Below are 17,223 nucleotides of genomic sequence, written 5' to 3'. Positions count from 1 at the left end.
ATGTAGTCGCTCCTCGGCGTGACTGCATACCGATGACCGCTACGAGACGCTCGAACGGCCGTTAGCCGTCGCTGGCGATGCGACTGATCGTCTGTGCCAACACCTCGGTTGCCTTGGCACAATCCTGCCAGTCCGTCCACTCAGCTGGGTTGTGTGAGATCCCCCCTCGGGACGGGACGAAGAGCAGACCGGCGTCAGTAACGGACGCTACGTGCATCGTATCGTGTCCTGCACCCGAAGAAAGCTCGAGGGCGTCGATCCCGGCTGCGGCTGCACCATCACGAAGCGCGTCCCGGCAGCGTTCGTCCATCGGAACGGGATCGATATCGACCCCCTTCTCGAATCTCGTTTCGACGTCGCGATCCGTGGCAATCCGGTCGAGGCTGTCTCGAATATCCGCTTCGACTGCGTCCATCATATCTCGTTCGACATCACGGACGTCGACACCCATCTCGACGGTTCCCGGGACGACGTTGGTGGCGTTCGGAGCAACGTCTACTCTCCCGACGGTGCCGACGACCGATTCGCTATCGGCGAGTCGGTCGTCCGCCGCTCGTTCCACGTCGAGGATGAACTCCGCCGCTGCTGCGAGAGCGTCCTGTCGCTCCAGCATCGCAGTCGTCCCGGCGTGGTTCGCCTCGCCATCGATTCGCACATCACCGTGCATGATTCCGGTGATGGCAGAGACGACACCGGCGGAGACGCCTTCGTGTTCGAGGACGCGGCCCTGTTCGATATGGAGTTCGAACCAACTGTCCCAGGAGGAGGCATCGAGAACGCCGTCGCCAGCGTATCCGATCCCTTCGAGCGCTTCCCGGAGTGTGACGCCGTCGGCATCCGTGGCTGCGAGTGCGTCCGACACGTCTCGTGTCCCGACAGCGACCGACGATCCGAGAAGCGGTGGAAACCGCGACCCCTCCTCTCCGGTGAAGCTCACAACCTCGATCGGTCGACGAATCCGTTCGTTACTCGATTCGAGTGCTCTGACGGCTTCGAGGGCAGCGTAGACGCCGAGTGGACCGTCGAAGATGCCTCCGTTGGGAACGGAATCCAAGTGGCTTCCCGTGGCCACAGGCGCGGCGTCAGCGTCGGCCGCGTCGGGAACCCATCGACCCGCGATATTTCCAACGGCGTCGATCCGGACATCAAGCCCGGTGGCTTCCATTCGGGATACGAGGTAGTCTCGAGCCTCCTGATTGGCGGGCGTCCCGGGAAGGACAGTCCGTCCGTGGCCGTCGGGGGCATCGGTCGTTCCGAACGCTGCAGTGGTTTCGATATCGTCTTGAAGCCGTGATTCGTCGATGATCATCACTGGTGAATTAGCGTGGTGGATAGAACAGTTATTCGGCGATATCGCCGGGCACCGTCGAGTGGGTCGATTAGAGCGTCCGCTGGAGGATCGCCCCCGGGAATTCGTCTTCCCAAGCTTCGTCGTCCTCACAGGCACTCTCGTACACCCGCTGTAACTCGGGGACGGGGTCCTCGTGGTCGTCGACGCGGAGGTCGTGGGCGAGTCGGGGGTCCTCCGGGTCGTAGATTTTCAGCGCGGCACTCTGAGCGGTTCCAGCGCGTTTGTCTCCCCCGGCGTCTTCGCCCGCTTGCAAGGCGTCCAAGAGGCACTCGGGGAGCGACTTGGACGAATCGACGGCGCTGGCGAATTCCGTGGCGACGGCCTCAATTACGTGCTCACCTTCGAGCATGTTGCCTGCGACGGTGTAGGTCGTCTGGCCGGCGGATCCCGTCTGTGATCCGAACCAGTCGACACACTCGTCGCCGGAGAACGTCGACGTGTTCCCCCACGTATCCACGCCGTGGATCTGCCGGAGGCTGGCGTTATCGTCCTTCCGAAGAAGAGTCGGTATCGCGTCGTCGATACTCGCCTCTCCGTCGAGCAACCGGGCCGCCTTCGGTCCCAGTGGGACGTTGACGATAGACTGCGTGCAGACGACACCGTTCGGCGAGAGAAACGGTGCCAGTCCGCCGACTGCCGGCGCTTTGGTTGCGATGGCGGTTCCGTGTCGAGTACCGTCCGTCATGCAAATCGAGTATGTCATGGGTGGGTTCGGTGACGTTCTGTCTCGTGTTACGCTGCCACTATCGGCACGCTACTGCGTCCGTGTCATCCGTCTGATCGTCAGCAGGGAGTACCGATCTCACTAGTGGGGGTGTATGTCGTCGTCGTAGCCGAGTAAGTCGTCGTAGAGGTCGGTTCGCCTGTCTCGGGGGATGACGTTCATGTCGTTCCACACTTTTTCAGTCCGGGCGCTCATGAGGTCGCAGTCGCGTGCGATGAGGATCTCGTCGTCGGATTGGCTTGCGGGTCCAGCAACCGCCGTCCCGGTCGGATCAACGATGAGACTCCGGCCCAGAAACGGCTGCCCTCTTTCGGTCCCGATCCGGTCAGCACAGGCGAACCACACCGTGTTCACGTGCGCGTTCGAGATGGCGAGATAGTTCGCCCGAGCGAATTCGCCGCCAGCCAACCCCGTCCGCTCGTGTTCGTTGATCGGCACCCAATTCGTCGGCTCCGCGATGAGGTCCGCGCCTTTCGCGGCTTGGATGCGTGACAGTTCTGGGAACCACTGATCGTAGCAGATCTGTACGCCGATACGGCCGATCTCCGTGTTGAACACCTGAATCTCGTCACCAGGTTCGAACCACAGTTTTTCCTTGTCCCAGAGGTGGAGCTTTCGGTGAGTCCCGATATACCCATCCGGCCCGAACAGTACTGCGGAGTTGTAGAGGTCCACGCCGTCGCACTCGGCGTAGCCACCGACGATGTATACGTCGTGAGTGGCTGCCAGTTCTTTCCATCGCTGCGCTGTCTCACCGCCTGGAATCGGTTCCGCGAGCGACCGTGCTTCGGCGCGGTCCTCGAAGACGTACCCCGAGTTCGCTAACTCTGGCAGGACGATGAAGTCGCTCCCGCTCTCCGCCGCTTCTTCGATCAGCCGACAGGATGTGCTCCGGTTCGCCTCAGGTTCGCCGACCACTGGCTCGAACTGTACGCAGGCGATGGTAACGGGAGAGCTGGCGGAGCCGGTACGTTCGTCTTCGGTACTACTCGCCTCGTTGCTGCTGTGCGTGCGTTCACTCATTGTGGGGACGTTCCGCGAGAGCCGGCTGGTGGCTTGGATGGGTGCCACCGACGCGCCTCGATTCTACCGTGGGCGATTCGTCTGTACTCATGGACATCACCACATTTCGTTGCTTCGCATCTCCTGAACGGTATACCGGAGAATGATCAACGTGACGAGAAACGTTCCAGCGATTCCGAGGATAACCATCCCAGTGAAGAAGGTTTGGCTAACCACAAGCGGAAGGATCACGTTCCGTCACCTCCCGCAGTCACATCCTGTCCGACACGTTGGAGTTTCCCCCAATCGAAGTCCTTTGGCCAGAGGTACGAGCCACCGTAGGTGATGACACACGAAATCCAGCCGCTGAGGATGATTCCTTGGTTCGCTCCGATAGTGAAGTAGGCCGCATACCCGACGATAGTCGCCGTCGTCGTTGCGACGAAGACCACCTGTGGGTTCGCCTTCTCCCACCACAGTCCGGCGACAATCGGGAATACGAACGCGACGTTGATCACGCCGAGGAAGAACAGCATCTGAAGCATGGTGAGAATCCGGGGCAGGCTAAACAGAAGCCCGAGCACACCCACGAGCAGCGTGAAGTACTTGCCGTAGCGGAGTAGCTCGTCTTCGGAGACATCGTCTTTCACTCGGGGAACGGCGTCGTTCATCAGGAGCGTGGCAAGTGCATTGATACTCGCCGCAGTCGTGGAACAGAGAGCGCTCCAGACGGCGATGAGGAACAGCCATCCGGAGAACGCCCCACCGTAGATTTGGGCAATCATCGGCGCGACCTGATTGACCTGTTCGGGCGTCTGATCGAACGCGAGCGCGACGAACGACAGGCTGGCGATTGCTAGGGGGACGAGAATCCAGCCGATTCCACTGAGTCCAAACGTTTTGGCGACGACGTCGCTCCGAATAGCGTATGCGCGCTGCCAAAACGTGTTGTCCATGAACACCTCCCCAATCCCGAGGAGCGCTCCTGCCGTTGCGAACAGCAGTCCGCTCGGGGCAGTGAGGCTGAGTTTCGCAGGGGAATCCGCGAGGATACGTTCGTAGACGGGACCGAATCCGACGTTGAAGTAGACAAGCGGGGGGACGACGAGTGCGACAACAAGAATCAAAAGCACTTGGAAGTAGGCAACCCCAGTGACACTACGGAAACCGCCGAGATACGCGTAGACGATGACGATGCCGAACGTGAGGAAGACAGCCAGATAGTATGGAATATCGAAGATTTGTTCGAGCAGTACGCCGCCGCCGATACCCTGTGTGACGATTAGCCCGAGGACGTAGATAACGAGAAGGGAGACGAATACGTAGTAGTTCTTCTCGTCGTAGCGGGTGCCGTAGAAGTCCCCGACGGATTTCCCGTGAGGGATGACTTTGTGCAGCCGTTTAGAGAGGAGTGCGAACAGGAGAACCCCTGCCCCGCCCAGCATACCGTATCCGAGGGCTCCGAGGATTCCGTACGTGTACGCGCTTTCCGGCGCAGCCAGCATCGTATTGCCCGTAATCCAGAACGCAAGCAGTGAGGTCATCCCCAATGCGATACCGAGCTGACCACCTCCGAGGATGAAGTCGTCCGTGCCGCCGGAGCGCCGGGAGAAGTACCACCCGACACCGATAAATACGGTTCCGAGCAGGAGCACGATCCCGATGTTAATGAGTGGCAGGGCCATCTTACGATCCCTCAGAAGGTTCCGACTGTTCCGTCTCTATTTCGACGTTTCGCTCCCCGTAGACGCCGAAATACGGAGCAACGAGGAGACAGAGTAAAACGATGAGTAGGGCGGTTGCAGCGTAGACCCATGACATCGTCGATGCGATACTCGTCTGCATTGGTATGGGTTGTGCGAACATGGTACTGCTTCTCGTCCGATGCGTAGAATATGCATTAAAATTTTTGCTTTTCTATGAAAATTATTAATCTGCTTTTGTCGAGGCGAGACTTCCGCCGTCCGCGGCGGGTGTAAAGAGCAGATGGACACGAGATTGCGGTGGAGAACGCTCCCGTTGAGTTCGAGGTTGGGTCTCACCCACGGCGGTTCCTGTACGCTCCGTCGATCAAAGGTGAAATCACGGCCACCGTCGCGACACGTCTCCCGGTAGGACCGGGGGCAGAGAGTCGTCCTGTCGGCGCTACAGCCGCCGCTGACAACTCGAAACCGAGTACAACCCCACGAACCGCGACTACCTCAAAGGACTACCAGGTGAGAACGTGTCACTTCGTATTCGAGATTTGACACCGGTCGGGAGTCTGTCGACACCGTCGGGAATCTCTTCGGCGGAGTCTCCTGAGAGAATTTCTGAACGGCCCAAGGAAGATATTTGATTGGATTCGACGGTTGGACGCCAACCGTTTTCCCCGACACGCTCCCTCAGTTGAGTTGGATCGACCGCCGAGCACGTCACACCAGTCCAGTATACATCCAGTATGACACTTGCGCAACTCCTCGAACAGTACGTCAGTCTCGGTATCTTCGTCCTCGCTGGGGGCCTTAGCGTCCTGAGTCTCCTCGCGTGGCGACGGGAACGTGACAGTCGGATGCGAATCGTCACGCTCGGCTACGCGATGTTCGCCGTCTATGGGCTCATCGTATTTCTCAAGTACCTCTTGCTTCCCTATCTCCCGTACGCGCCGCTCGAATTGCTCGAACACGCAAGTGCAATCCTGATTCTCGGAGGGCTTCTCACCTTCTTCATCGCTCTCACGCGGGATTGATCAATGCCGGACCCGGACCTCGAACTGGACTCTCGGCGGACAATCTACCAGCGGATAGCCGACACGCCGGGTGTTCACTTTCGCGCACTCCTCGACGAACTCGAGTACGCACAGGGAACACTCCAGTACCAACTCCGCTGGCTCGCCGACGAGGGCCTGATCGACGTTTCGGACGACGGCAAGTACACGCGGTACTACCCCGCCGTCGAGTTCGACGAAGCCGACCGAACAGTGATGAACGCGTTGCGGCGGGAGTACAGTCGCCGCATCCTTGCGCACCTTCTCGCAGACGGCCCGCTATCGACGACCGAATTAACTGACCACCTGGACAAGGCCCAATCGACCGTCTCGTGGCATCTCTCGAAGCTCGCAGAAGCGGACCTCGTCACGAAAGAGCGCGACGGTCGGAGCGTCGTCTACGAGGTTAGCGACCCTGACCGCGTCGAGTACCTCTATACGGTTCACCAACGCTCGTTCACCGACAAAGTCGTCGACCGGATTCTGGGCCTCTGGGACGGCTATTAGCTCGGCGTCGCGTTCGACGGGACCCTCCGAAGCACCAGCAAGCGCAACAGAAGCAGGTACACGAGAAACGCCACCGAGGGGCCCAGTAGGGGACGGACGAGTCCCGTCAGATCGGTCCCGACCGCTGCGGCGTGGATCACTCCGAAGGCGAATCCGAGGTACGCGAACGAGTGAACGACACGCGGCCCCCATGGCCGCTGGAAGCGCTTCGCGTCGGTGAAGCCCAGCACCGCAACGACGAACATGAGCAGCGCCCCCACGCCGACGGCGATCCCACCGAGGAAGTACGGCATCGAGTACGCCGGAGCCGGAACCTGACCGCTGACGACGAACCACGCGTCGGGGATACCGAGCCCCGCGTGCAGCAGCGTGACGATCATCGCGAACACGGAGAGTTCGACGTGTATCCGCTGGGCAGCCTCGTGGAGCACGCCGAACGACTCTGTATTGTAGAAGACGCCCGTGAGTACAGCCAAGTAAAGCAATGGGTACGTGACGAGCGCGGCACCGCGGTCGAGGAGCCAGACGAGTTGTGACATTACGATGCTCCCGTCGTTTCCACGACATCGGGACAGCCGTCAGCATCTTGGAACCCGTTGTCCGTCTCTGCACGTGTCGGACACTCGTCGGCGGAGTCGTCGATGCCATCTCCGTCGTAATCTGCCGGCGCCTGTCGCTCCGAAACGGTCTGATCGGCGAGGTTACTCTGTGCGTTCGCAGTCGCCTGGGTGGCACGGACGTCACCGATCTGCCAGAGAGCCGGAACGGCTACGACCAGTACGACGATTGCGACGACAGTGATACGCTGCTTATGTGTCAATGACATGTGAATCGAATCCTCCTGTCGTGTGGAAGATGCCGTCGTGAACGATCAGTGCCTCTAGCCCGTCCCACTCGGCGGCTACTTCACGTGCATCGTCAAGGGAGAGCGCGGCAAGCGTCGTCGCCAGCGCATCGGCTTCCATGCAGTCGCGACGGGCGACGACGGTGACGGAGTCGTGACGAGAGCCGAGCGACTCGGTCGTCGGGTCGTAGATGTGGTCCGTGCCGTTTCGCGAGCGTCGATAGCCTCCAGACGTCGCGACAGACCAATCCGTGTCCAGAATCTTCAGCGGTGTATCGTCGCCGTACGGACTCTCGATGGCCACCGGGCCAGTTGGCGGGGACAGATCCCCACCACCACTGACGAACCCTCGTCGACCGAGACCGGTGAGTGTCTCGCTGGCTCGGTCGACGATATACCCCTTGGCGAGACCATTGAGGTCGAGTTCGACGTCGGTAGTGACCCGAGAGCCGCTGACACGAACCGTTCCGGTATCGAAGTCCGTGGGTGGTGTGTCACTGTCACCACGCAGGAACCGTTTGCACTCCTGTTCGACGCGCCCCTGATGGATGTCGAACACCCCTCCGGTCCGATCGTTGTATTCGAGTCCACGGCGAACGGCACGGGCGACGTGTTCGTTCACGACCGCACCGTCGCGGTTGAGATGGCTGACAGCACTCGCCTCGTCGAAGGCGTTCAACTGCGCTTCGAGCGACTCAGCCGTGTCTCGTGCCGCAGTCGCCGCCGTGTCAGCCCGAACACCTGTCGCGTGGACCCGAAACATCGTATCACAGCAGTCGAACTCCCGGCGAGCGTCGCCGAGCCGTTCGGTGAGCGATGCGAGCGATCCCATCATCTCGGTCACTCGTCCTCTTCGTGTTCGCCGTCCTCGTCCCCCGCTTCGTATTCGTCCTCGTGGTCGTCGTCGTCCTCGTGGGCTTCGTCGTCCTCGTAGGCTTCATCCTCCTCATGGGATTCACTCTCTTCGTGGGCTTCGTCCCCGTAGGCTTCATCTTCCTCATGAGCTTCGTCCTCGTAGCCGGATTGGGTCTGAACTGCTGGCGTGAAGTCCTCATTGGGCGTCGGAGCATCGGCAGCAGCCTGTTGTGAGGCATCCGACGCGGGCGTTCCAGGCGAGTCAGAGTCCCCACCAGCCTGCCCGAGGCCAACGCCGGGCATCGCAAGGCCACCGGCCACGACTGCGGTGAGGAGGGCGCCTGCTAGCGTGAAGGCGACGAGTTTGTTATTGGGAAGCGGAATGCGCACGGTTAGCGACACCCCGTTGTAGAATCGCTATCCTCGACGTGTCGGTCGTTGCGTTCTGCCATTGCAGATCGGCGGTGGAGATCACCTTAGTAAGCCGTTCGCGTCCAGCTATCGAATCGTCGTACGGTTATCGAATCGACTCGCTGTGGCTCGATCTGATCCGCTGTGGGTGTGTCCGGACCACAGGCACTGCCGTGGTGTGGCTCTGTGTCGGATATATCCGTCTAATCCCCCCTCGTTGTCGGATCGGGTTCATCGGGGCCGATGGCCGTGGGACCACCGGTTTCCCGGACGTCGCCCGCCCGCCAGGTGCCACGGCGGAACCACAGCCACGCGATGATCGCTCCGGCGACGTTCGAGGCGAAGAACGCGATCCAGATGCCCCGGACATCGGGTTGTCCGAGAAACCACAGGTCCGTTGGGAGCACGCCTTGTGAGGCCAGGTATGCGACGGGAAGTCGGATGAAAGCGAGTGCGGCGATAGAGATGGCAGCAGCGGTTAGTGTCTTGCCGGCGCCGCGGAAACCGCCAGTGAACGCCCGCTGGATTCCGATGAATCCGAACGACAACGCGACATACCGCAGGAACTCCGCACCGATGTCGAGAACGGCAGGGTCGTTGGTGAACACCGCAACGATGGGCGTCGGGATGAAGAAGATGGCAACGCCGGCGACACTCAGGACGCCGAACAACCCTTTTGCGGCGACGTAGTTCGCCTCTTGGGCGCGGTCGTACTTACCAGCCCCGACGTTTTGACCGGTCATCGTCTCGACACCGCGTGCGACAGCAATCGCGGGGAGGAAGATGACGGAGAAGACGCGAGTTCCGATGCCGAACGCGGCGACGACTGACGTCGAGAACAGCCCAACCACGATCAGGAGGGCGTTGATCGAGAGTGCACGGCCAGTTCCCTCAATCGACGCCGGAATGCCGATGCGCAGGATCTTCCGGAGGTACTGGAGGTCGGGCGTCATATCGTCGAGATTGATCTGGATACCCCGCGTTCCCGACAGCATGATGCCGAGTCCAACGAGCATCGCCAGCCCCCGCGAGAAGACCGTGGCGATAGCGGCTCCTTGAATGCCGAGTTCGGGAAACGCGATTGGGCCGACCGTCCAGCCGTTGATGAGGAACGGGTCGAGAATCACGTTGACGACGACTGTCCCGAACATCACGAGCATCGGCGTGATGGTGTCGCCCGCGCCGCGCATCAGCGAGATAAACACGAAGAATCCGAACATGAACGGCAGGCCCAGCGCAACCACCTGCATATACGCCGTCGCGCCGGGAAGGACCTCGGGCGACGCCCCGAGGAACGCGAGAAACTCTCGGACGAGCGGATAGCCGATTGCACCGAGAATCGACGAGGCGATGAACGCGAACGAAACCGTCTGCGAAGCCGCATACTCGGCCTGCTCGGTCTCCTCGGCCCCTGTGTGCTGGGCGACGAGGACGCTCCCGGCAACCGAGAGCCCCATCCCGAGCGAGATGAGCAGGAACACCGTCGGGAACGCGAAGGAGATGGCTGCGAGCGCCTCCGTGGAGTACTGGCCAAGCCAGAACGTGTCGGCCAGGTTGTACGCCGTCTGGAGCAGGTTCGTGACAACAATCGGTAGCGAGAGAAACAGGAGCGGCTTGACGATACCCCCCTCTGTCAGGTTGAGTTCTTCCTGCCCTTTGAACAGGTTCACGCGACCACCTCCGATCCAGGGTTCCATCCGAGATGCAGTTCCAGTGTGGTTTCGAGGACGTGACGCGTCTCGTCGAGTGGTTCACCGAGTGCCACTTTCCGTGCGTGTGCGCCGTTGATCGTGGTTGTGACGAGGCCGGCGACTTCGTTCGGGTCGGTCTCCTCGAAGTGCCCTTCGTCGATGCCGTCTGCGACGATGTCCACGACAATCTCGCGTACCATGTCGTCGAGGTCGAGAAATCGTTCTCGGAAGAGCGTCTGGAAGGGTGCCTGTGACTTTAGCTCCATGATCGCCACGGGGAAGCCGTCGACGTCAGGGTTCGGCGATGAGAAGACCGCATCGAGGAACGCGGTGAGTCGTTCCCGCGGGTCGGTCGCTTCGGAGGCGAGTTTCGATGTGAACCGCTCGATCAGGTTGTCAAGAAACGCGTTCAGCAACTCCTCTTTCGTGTCGAAGTGGTAGTGGATCGCTGCGGTGGTCAGCGACGACTCGTCGGCGATTTTCTGCATCGTGAGTCCGGCATACCCATGTTTGCAGAGTACCCGGTTCGTCGCATCGATGATTTCGGATTTTGTCTCCGATTTCATTCGCTACTCAAGCTTACTAACTGGTTAGTTAAGAGCCTTCTGACTGAGTAGTAAGTACGGGAGTTGTCGGTCCATCTCACGCTCCAGAGTATAGATTGCAATGGCCACTCGGAGTCGCATCGCCTCGGCGTTTCGGCCCGCAAAGAAGACTGGCCTCCCGAGCGTTGATGGACTGACACCGTGGAACACCCGGTGGGTGCTAACGGACCCTTGCTGGCTTCAGAGCAGTGTCTGCTTCGGTGCGGCTAGAATAGTTTGGGAGTTGGTTTGTTCGACGCTTTAGTTTTTGAATGATATGTTGACGCTGTTCCGATCATCACGCGTTTCGTAGCGATAATCGAGGCCGTGTCGGTGGTGCACGGCTTGTCACCACGGTGCAGAATCGGCGAAGCAGAGCGCATCGTCAGCGAAATGTATCCCGCGAAGTTCGACAGAATACATCTTTGTAGTTGCACGATTTTTCGTCTCAGAGAGTCTGAGGGATAGTATCTGGTTCGTCTCGAAATCAATCGCAGCGCATAGCTAAGACGCTCGTCACTGAACTGGAGCACAGTTCGTCGGCCGCAGCGTGATCCGGATCGGCCCCATCTGTGGACGCTAAATCGGCCTTCTGCACTCCGTTGTGAATAGTGAATCAACGCTACTCGGCGCCAAAACTATATGAAATCGATATTGTATTTGAAAGTGATATATCGGGCAAGCAGAGCCGAACACCGAGCCTCATCGCTGGCTCGGGTGTCGACTCACGCTCCACGCGCTCTCGTTCGAAGCAGTCGCTACTACTGTTGAGCGGGTGACTTCGGACATGCATCGGGCAGAAATCGCACCCTCTCGTTCCTGCTCCGTATCCGAACACCGCCCCACCGGCAAGCACGCTTTATCGATGGGTCCCGTAATATCGAGTGTGCACGTAGAGTACGACGCGTTGACGTTCGAACGGCTGGGTCACGCTTCAGTCCGAATCGAAACCGACGATGGTCTCGTCGTCTATATCGATCCCTGGAGTGACGTGCTTGCGGACGACCCCCAAGACGGAGACGTGGTGTTCGTAACCCACGACGACGTGGATCACTACGACCCGGCAGGAATCGCGGCCGTCGCGGGGCCGGAGGCCACGGTCGTCGCTTACGAGGCTATCGACACGAGCGACCTCAACTTAGAGGTCACCACTGTTCCGTACGGAGGCTCGCGCACGGTTCGCGGTATCGGCGTCGAGGCCGTGCCAGCGTACAATCGTACGGACGGGCCACACGTCGACGAGGACGGCGATCCGTTCCACGCCGAGCGCGAGGTAGTCGGCCTCCTGCTTGACATCTCGGGGACGGCCGTCTACTTCACGAGTGACACGGACGTGCTTCCCGAACACGCGTCGATCCGGGCGGACGTGTTCATCCCGCCGATCGGTGGCCACTTCACGATGGACCGTCACGCGGCCGCCGACTTCGCCGACTCCGTCGAGGCCGACCTCGTCTTGCCCGTCCATTACGACACGTTCGAGGCCATCGAAACCGATGTCGAAGCCTTCGTCGACGACGTTGAAGCGCACGGAATCACCGTCGAGCCGTTCTGAAATCGGCGGCCGTCGTGTCGTCGACTCCCCCTAGGCTTCACTCGTGGCCGGCAGACACCGGACTCAATTCTCTGAAAACACGAACCGTCCCCGTGTGTTCCGTAACGAATCGTTGGAAGACGACAGGCTACATCACATAAGAGATTCACCGCTCTCGGTGGTCGTGACTTTTACCAAGGTTGAGGGGCCAAATCCGCTATGGACCTTCAGGTTGTTGGACTGGAGGATCTCGAAAAACGAGTTCGAGAGGCAGTCGATCGAATCGGTGAGTTCCAGACGGGGACGCGAGTCGAGTCGGACACCTTCTTCTCACAGGAGTTCATGCGCGCTCACACCGAATTCGACTCGTTCACCGCGTTCTGCACGCAAAGTCCGTGGTCCCTCAACGGTGCCAGCGACGTCCAAGGTGCTCCTCGTGACCGACTCAACGAGTATGTCCGCGCCACGACTGAATTCGAAACGTGGGAGGACATGAAGACCCAAGCGGCAGAGGAAGAGATTATCGATCAGATCGTCTCCTGATTACCCGGTTCTAGGCACGGCGTTCAGAAGGTGGAACAACCCGTAGCTGATGATACCTGCGCCCACCATCGATCCAACCCACGATCCGATCGTGATGCCGACCTTCCGGGGTGAAATACCACTTCCTCCGGATGAACTCGCGGCGAGACCACTGCCGACGATACTGGCGATCATCACCTTGTTGAACGAGATGGGAATGCCCAAGACAATCGCGAGTTGGGCGATCAGAAACGCCGGAATCAGGGCAGCAATCGACCGCCGCGGTCCGAGTGCGGCGTACTCGTTCGAGACGGCTTGAACGAGCCGTGGTCCCCTGATCCACGCACCGAGGAGGATGCCGCCACCACCGAGCGCGAGCAGGTAGATCGACGAGAACTGGAGGTCCGTCTGGAAGATCGTTTCGAGTGGCCCGGTTGCAAGTCCGACTTGCGTGCCACCGCTCGTGAACACGACGATGAGGCCCAAGATGACGAGGAACTGATTGATTCCGGCTGTCTTGTCACGGTGCAACAGCGCACGTGTTCCGGCGAGCGCGAGGAGGCCACACACGATACTCACGAGGACCATCCCAAGCGTGTAGGTCCCGCCAACAGACGCCGGGAGCAGGTGGGACGCAGTCGCGAGATATCGGGCGATCGATCCCTGTGCGCCGCTCGCTGTTGGAATGATGGTAAGCTGGATGTTGGCCAGCGCGTACCCGACTGCTCCGCCGAGTACGGGAATCCCGACGATTTCGGGCACGGATTCGCTCCGAAGGCCGCGAGCGAGTCCGTAGGCGAGCACACCCTCCGCGATGGGAATCGCGAACCAGAACTCGAGGATGACGACGTACTCGTCGACGGCGAATCCTCCACCGAGTGCGATGCCCGCGCCGATCATCGCTCCCGTGACAGTGAATGCCGATGGAATCGGATAGCCGTAGCTGTTCCCGATCGTGATGAGGGTTGCCGCTGTGAGTAACGCTGCGGCGGCGGCGAGTGGCGTGATCGTCACGCCGGTCACGAGGTCTTTACCGATTGTTTCGGAGATGCTGCCTCCTTGGAGGATTGCTCCAAGTCCAGCCACGATTCCGACCAAGAGAGCCGCTCGAAGAACCGAGAGTGCGTTCGCTCCGACAGCGGGCGCAACGGGGGCCGAATTACTGTTCGCCCCGACGGTGAAGGACATGAAAAGCGCCGCGAGCAGCGCAACCGAGAGAACGAGAATCGCAGGTGCCACGTATTCAGCACCCCCGACGCTGTCTCAGGTGGTGAATCGTTGGAAATGCTTGGCTACAACTGCGTCTCTTCATTTGTCCGGGACCCGTGCCACGAGACTGATGAACCCATCGGATTTGCATATATTGGCAGGTGGTGAGCCAATGTTTTGCATAACTAATGCGAGTCACGCGATGCTGAACGCAGATGACGGCAACGCAGGCGTCACCTTGTGACATGTCTGTCGTTCGACTGCAAAGGAGTCACACAGCGAGTGGCTGGCATACCGGTCGACGTTGCCGTGCGACCGTCGCTCACTCGTGACTCGAAGCCGGCGTTCGAACTGTGGCAACCGTCTGGTTCAGCCGCGATGTCTCGGGTGAGAGACCGGGATTCAATACCATTCGGAAGGAACTAGCCACGATGGCTCCTTCCCAAGCCGGCGGTAACGGGAGTGATTTCGACCTGAACCGAGCGGTGAACGAAGCGCTGGACGCACGCGACGGTGTGTCGGACTACGAAATAACCGAATCGGGGATAGAACACGTCCTCGTCAAAGTCACTGAAACGACGGAGGATGGTGGTCCACGGGTGGTTCTCTATCGGGTTCAACACGAACCGAGACCGGATGGAACGGATGACGTTCACTGGGAGTACCTCGGGCCGGCCGCAGACGGGGAGTCAGAGTGACTCACCTTCTAACCATCTGCTTTTTTACTATCGCGTCTGGTTGTGGCGAACATGGACGATGAGCCTTCGGATCGTGTAGTCCAAGACTCGGAGGGTGACGCTACGCAGGAGGAGTCTGGCAACGTCGAGACGGAGCTCTCGCGGGACATGAGTCTCTTCGATATCACCTTCATCGGCGTCGGTGCGATGATCGGTGCCGGTGTGTTCGCCCTCACGGGCTTCGCTGCGGGACTCGCGGGGCCGGCGCTGATTCTCGCGTTCGGGTTGAATGGCTTCGTTGCGCTGTTCACTGCCGTTTCCTATGCCGAACTCGGGGCCGCGTTCCCGGAGGCAGGTGGTGGCTATCTCTGGGTGAAAGAGGCGCTCGTCGATCCGAATGGCTTCTACGCGGGCTGGATGTCCTGGTTCGCGCACGCGGTTGCCTGTTCGCTGTACGCGGTGACGTTCGGCGTGTTCCTCACCGAGTTTTTGGTCTACGGCGGTGTCCTCGCCGAGGGATTCCAACTCTTGGGATTCATCGGCCGTGGACTGTTGGATAAGGTTCTCGCAGTGCTTATGGTGTCACTGTTCGCGTACATCAACTATCGCGGCGCGGAGGAGACGGGCAAGGCGGGCGTCGTTGTGACGTTCATCAAAGTCGTCATTCTTGGAATCTTCGTCGCGTTCGGTATTCTGGCGACGATGCATACCCCGGATTGGCCCGCGAAATTCATCAACAGTCCCCGCTTTGCGCCAAACGGTGTCATCGGAATCATCGGCGCGATGGGCTTTACCTACATCGCCTTCGAGGGCTACGAGATTATCGTCCAATCGGGCGAGGAGGTCGTTGATCCGGGAAAGAACGTCCCGAAGGCCGTCTTCTACTCGCTGGCTATCGTCGTCCCCATCTACATTCTCGTCGCGTTCGCCGCAATCGGTGGAATCGAGACGATTCCCGAACTCGCGGAACGGGCGAGCGTCTCCGCTAGCGCCCCCACGTGGCAACTGCTTGGGAATCTGGGCGAACTCGGGATCATCGAGGCGGCCGGCCAGTTCGTTCCCTACGGCGTCCCGTTACTCCTAGTCGCTGGACTGACGGCGACGATGAGTGCCCTGAACGCGACCGTCTACTCCTCGTCACGCGTTTCGTTTGCGATGGGGCGTGACAGGGCGCTCCCCCAACTCTTCAGTGCGGTTCACCCCGAGAAGCGAACGCCCCACGTGGCAATCTTCCTCTCGGCGGTCCTCATCGCGTTGATGGCAGTCGTCCTGCCCATCGAAGCGGTCGCGGCGTCGGCTGACATCATGTTCATTCTCCTGTTCGTGCAGGTCAACTGGACGGTCATCAAGATGCGCAAGACCCACCCGGACCTTCCCCGCACCTACGAGGTCCCCTACATGCCGTGGCCGCCGCTCATCGGGATCGTCCTCCAATTCCTGTTGACGCCGTTCCTCCTCTCGGCGCTTGGGATGAAGATCGGACTGGGACCGGACTCACACGGGTTCATCGCCCTCGTGACGACCGCGATCTGGATGGTCCTCGGCCTTCTCCTCTACTACGGATACTCCCAGCGGAAGGAAAACGAGAAGATCGAAGAGGAAACACCGACCGTCACGACCGAGCAAGCGCCCGCCGAAGCACGGCGGGACCGCGAGCAGCGGATTCTCGTCCCGGTGGCGAATCCGGCGACCGTCGAACAGTTGATGCGGACGGCACTCGACCTTGCCGAGGAGCGAGACGCAGAGATCGAAGTGGTGAGTGTTGCCACGGTCCCACAGCAGACGCCGCTCTCAGAGGGGCGCCAGTTCGTCGCTGAGGAGCGTGCTGTCATCGACCAAGCAATTGACTTTGCCGACGAAGAGCGCTCAGAGGTCCCGGTGAGTGGCAAAATCCGCATCGGACACGACGTCTCCCAGGCAATCCTCAATACGATCGATCAGGACGACATCGACCTCGTACTGATGGGGTGGCGGAGTCGCCCACGCCGTCGTGATTTCGTCCTGGGGAGTAACGTCGACGAGGTGGTAACTAAGTCTCGCTGTGATGTCTTGGTCGAGCGTGTCGGCCCTGCTGCCGACGGTGAGTCTGACGGGAGCGTGGATTCGCTCCTCTTGCCGACGGCTGGCGGGCCGCACGCCAAATTCGCAACCGAAATCGCCCGTGCCGTTGCCAGGCGCAACCATGCCCACATCAAGGTGATATACGTCCGGTCGGACGAATCAGACGGTGACGACGCTGCACAATCGATTCTCGATTCGACCATTGCCGAACTCGAAGCCCTCGAGACGACAACAGAGGTCGTCGAGGGGAGGGATATTGCCGACGCCATCGTCGAGGAGTCGGCCGATCACGACCTCACAGTCATCGGAGCGTCCCGGGAAGGACTCCTCCAGCAAGTCGTGTTCGGGGCCATTCCCGAAGCGGTCGGCAAGCGGGCGCAAAGTGCCGTCATCATGGCAAAACAGGATCTCGGGATCACGTCACGCGTGACGCGGTGGTTCAAGAGTCGCCGTTCGTAGGCAAGCACGTGAGGACGAGCGAACGACACCCGGTTGTCGTCTCACTCTC

The 17,223-nt window shown here is 60.2% G+C and carries 17 protein-coding genes; 6 read left to right on the top strand and 11 right to left on the bottom strand.

The window, feature by feature from the left end:
• Positions 1 to 61 precede the first annotated feature (61 nt).
• From NO878_RS15630 to NO878_RS15615, 4 genes are all read right to left on the bottom strand, one after another.
• Entirely contained in the window at positions 62 to 1,309 is a 1,248-nt protein-coding gene (locus tag NO878_RS15630; protein ID WP_256406897.1) for a Zn-dependent hydrolase, read from the bottom strand.
• Positions 1,310 to 1,379: 70 nt separating this feature from the next.
• Entirely contained in the window at positions 1,380 to 2,054 is a 675-nt protein-coding gene (locus NO878_RS15625) for a DUF1028 domain-containing protein (RefSeq protein WP_256406896.1), read from the bottom strand.
• A gap of 102 nt (positions 2,055 to 2,156) precedes the next feature.
• On the bottom strand, positions 2,157 to 3,098 hold the full coding sequence (locus NO878_RS15620) for a nitrilase family protein (protein ID WP_256406895.1): 942 nt from the start codon (positions 3,096 to 3,098) through the stop codon (positions 2,157 to 2,159).
• 227 nt (positions 3,099 to 3,325) lie between these two features.
• Positions 3,326 to 4,762 (bottom strand): sodium:solute symporter family transporter, encoded by a 1,437-nt coding sequence (locus tag NO878_RS15615; RefSeq protein ID WP_256406894.1) that lies wholly within the window; start codon positions 4,760 to 4,762, stop codon positions 3,326 to 3,328.
• Between the two features lie 755 nt (positions 4,763 to 5,517).
• Between NO878_RS15615 and NO878_RS15610 the strand changes: the two genes are divergently transcribed.
• The gene (locus tag NO878_RS15610; protein ID WP_256406893.1) at positions 5,518 to 5,805 is read left to right on the top strand and encodes a hypothetical protein; all 288 of its coding nucleotides are present in this window, start codon (positions 5,518 to 5,520) and stop codon (positions 5,803 to 5,805) included.
• Positions 5,806 to 5,808: 3 nt separating this feature from the next.
• Positions 5,809 to 6,330, top strand: a complete 522-nt coding sequence (locus NO878_RS15605) for a winged helix-turn-helix transcriptional regulator (RefSeq protein ID WP_256406892.1) — start codon at positions 5,809 to 5,811, stop codon at positions 6,328 to 6,330.
• Here NO878_RS15605 and NO878_RS15600 read toward each other — a convergent pair.
• The 6 genes from NO878_RS15600 to NO878_RS15575 form a co-directional block, all read right to left on the bottom strand.
• A complete protein-coding gene (locus NO878_RS15600) occupies positions 6,327 to 6,869 on the bottom strand; it encodes a ferric reductase-like transmembrane domain-containing protein (protein ID WP_256406891.1) in 543 nt (180 codons plus the stop codon). The two genes, NO878_RS15605 and NO878_RS15600, sit on opposite strands and share 4 nt — an antisense overlap.
• On the bottom strand, positions 6,869 to 7,156 hold the full coding sequence (locus NO878_RS15595) for a hypothetical protein (protein ID WP_256406890.1): 288 nt from the start codon (positions 7,154 to 7,156) through the stop codon (positions 6,869 to 6,871). Before NO878_RS15595 ends, NO878_RS15600 begins: the two co-directional genes overlap by 1 nt.
• Positions 7,140 to 8,009 carry an FAD:protein FMN transferase gene (locus NO878_RS15590; RefSeq protein ID WP_379823379.1) on the bottom strand — a complete coding sequence of 290 codons (870 nt, stop codon included), beginning with the start codon at positions 8,007 to 8,009 and terminating at the stop codon, positions 7,140 to 7,142. The genes NO878_RS15595 and NO878_RS15590 overlap by 17 nt, the downstream gene beginning before the upstream one ends.
• 5 nt (positions 8,010 to 8,014) lie before the next feature.
• Positions 8,015 to 8,419, bottom strand: a complete 405-nt coding sequence (locus NO878_RS15585) for a hypothetical protein (RefSeq protein WP_256406888.1) — start codon at positions 8,417 to 8,419, stop codon at positions 8,015 to 8,017.
• Between the two features lie 224 nt (positions 8,420 to 8,643).
• Positions 8,644 to 10,110: an MATE family efflux transporter gene (locus tag NO878_RS15580; RefSeq protein WP_256406887.1), complete on the bottom strand. Its 1,467-nt coding sequence runs from the start codon at positions 10,108 to 10,110 to the stop codon at positions 8,644 to 8,646.
• Positions 10,107 to 10,697, bottom strand: coding sequence for a TetR/AcrR family transcriptional regulator (locus NO878_RS15575; RefSeq protein WP_256406886.1), 591 nt, complete (start codon positions 10,695 to 10,697; stop codon positions 10,107 to 10,109). Before NO878_RS15575 ends, NO878_RS15580 begins: the two co-directional genes overlap by 4 nt.
• A 904-nt stretch (positions 10,698 to 11,601) precedes the next feature.
• Between NO878_RS15575 and NO878_RS15570 the strand changes: the two genes are divergently transcribed.
• On the top strand, positions 11,602 to 12,267 hold the full coding sequence (locus tag NO878_RS15570; protein ID WP_256406885.1) for an MBL fold metallo-hydrolase: 666 nt from the start codon (positions 11,602 to 11,604) through the stop codon (positions 12,265 to 12,267).
• Between the two features lie 198 nt (positions 12,268 to 12,465).
• Positions 12,466 to 12,789 carry a hypothetical protein gene (locus NO878_RS15565; protein WP_256406884.1) on the top strand — a complete coding sequence of 108 codons (324 nt, stop codon included), beginning with the start codon at positions 12,466 to 12,468 and terminating at the stop codon, positions 12,787 to 12,789.
• Here NO878_RS15565 and NO878_RS15560 read toward each other — a convergent pair whose 3' ends face one another.
• Positions 12,790 to 14,007, bottom strand: coding sequence for an inorganic phosphate transporter (locus tag NO878_RS15560; protein WP_256406883.1), 1,218 nt, complete (start codon positions 14,005 to 14,007; stop codon positions 12,790 to 12,792).
• Between the two features lie 401 nt (positions 14,008 to 14,408).
• On the opposite strand from NO878_RS15560, the gene NO878_RS15555 reads away from it, so the two are divergent.
• Together NO878_RS15555 and NO878_RS15550 are read left to right on the top strand one after the other, a co-directional pair.
• Positions 14,409 to 14,675, top strand: coding sequence for a hypothetical protein (locus NO878_RS15555; RefSeq protein ID WP_256406882.1), 267 nt, complete (start codon positions 14,409 to 14,411; stop codon positions 14,673 to 14,675).
• 51 nt (positions 14,676 to 14,726) lie between these two features.
• On the top strand, positions 14,727 to 17,174 hold the full coding sequence (locus NO878_RS15550; protein ID WP_256406881.1) for an amino acid permease: 2,448 nt from the start codon (positions 14,727 to 14,729) through the stop codon (positions 17,172 to 17,174).
• Positions 17,175 to 17,223 lie beyond the last annotated feature (49 nt).

Origin of the sequence: Haloplanus ruber, assembly GCF_024494725.1 — an archaeon.
Taxonomy (GTDB): Archaea; Halobacteriota; Halobacteria; order Halobacteriales; family Haloferacaceae; genus Haloplanus; species Haloplanus ruber.
This window is presented reverse-complemented; position numbering and strand designations above follow the sequence as displayed.

What these genes read in the sequence shown, in the direction of transcription:
- NO878_RS15590 (WP_379823379.1), bottom strand. Translation starts at nt 8,009, where the DNA reads ATGATGGGATCGCTCGCATCGCTCACCGAACGGCTCGGCGACGCTCGC.
- NO878_RS15565 (WP_256406884.1), top strand. Translation starts at nt 12,466, where the DNA reads ATGGACCTTCAGGTTGTTGGACTGGAGGATCTCGAAAAACGAGTTCGA.
- NO878_RS15600 (WP_256406891.1), bottom strand. Translation starts at nt 6,869, where the DNA reads ATGTCACAACTCGTCTGGCTCCTCGACCGCGGTGCCGCGCTCGTCACG.
- NO878_RS15575 (WP_256406886.1), bottom strand. Translation starts at nt 10,697, where the DNA reads ATGAAATCGGAGACAAAATCCGAAATCATCGATGCGACGAACCGGGTA.
- NO878_RS15630 (WP_256406897.1), bottom strand. Translation starts at nt 1,309, where the DNA reads ATGATCATCGACGAATCACGGCTTCAAGACGATATCGAAACCACTGCA.
- NO878_RS15615 (WP_256406894.1), bottom strand. Translation starts at nt 4,762, where the DNA reads ATGGCCCTGCCACTCATTAACATCGGGATCGTGCTCCTGCTCGGAACC.
- NO878_RS15595 (WP_256406890.1), bottom strand. Translation starts at nt 7,156, where the DNA reads ATGTCATTGACACATAAGCAGCGTATCACTGTCGTCGCAATCGTCGTA.
- NO878_RS15625 (WP_256406896.1), bottom strand. Translation starts at nt 2,054, where the DNA reads ATGACATACTCGATTTGCATGACGGACGGTACTCGACACGGAACCGCC.
- NO878_RS15610 (WP_256406893.1), top strand. Translation starts at nt 5,518, where the DNA reads ATGACACTTGCGCAACTCCTCGAACAGTACGTCAGTCTCGGTATCTTC.
- NO878_RS15555 (WP_256406882.1), top strand. Translation starts at nt 14,409, where the DNA reads ATGGCTCCTTCCCAAGCCGGCGGTAACGGGAGTGATTTCGACCTGAAC.
- NO878_RS15605 (WP_256406892.1), top strand. Translation starts at nt 5,809, where the DNA reads ATGCCGGACCCGGACCTCGAACTGGACTCTCGGCGGACAATCTACCAG.
- NO878_RS15550 (WP_256406881.1), top strand. Translation starts at nt 14,727, where the DNA reads ATGGACGATGAGCCTTCGGATCGTGTAGTCCAAGACTCGGAGGGTGAC.
- NO878_RS15620 (WP_256406895.1), bottom strand. Translation starts at nt 3,098, where the DNA reads ATGAGTGAACGCACGCACAGCAGCAACGAGGCGAGTAGTACCGAAGAC.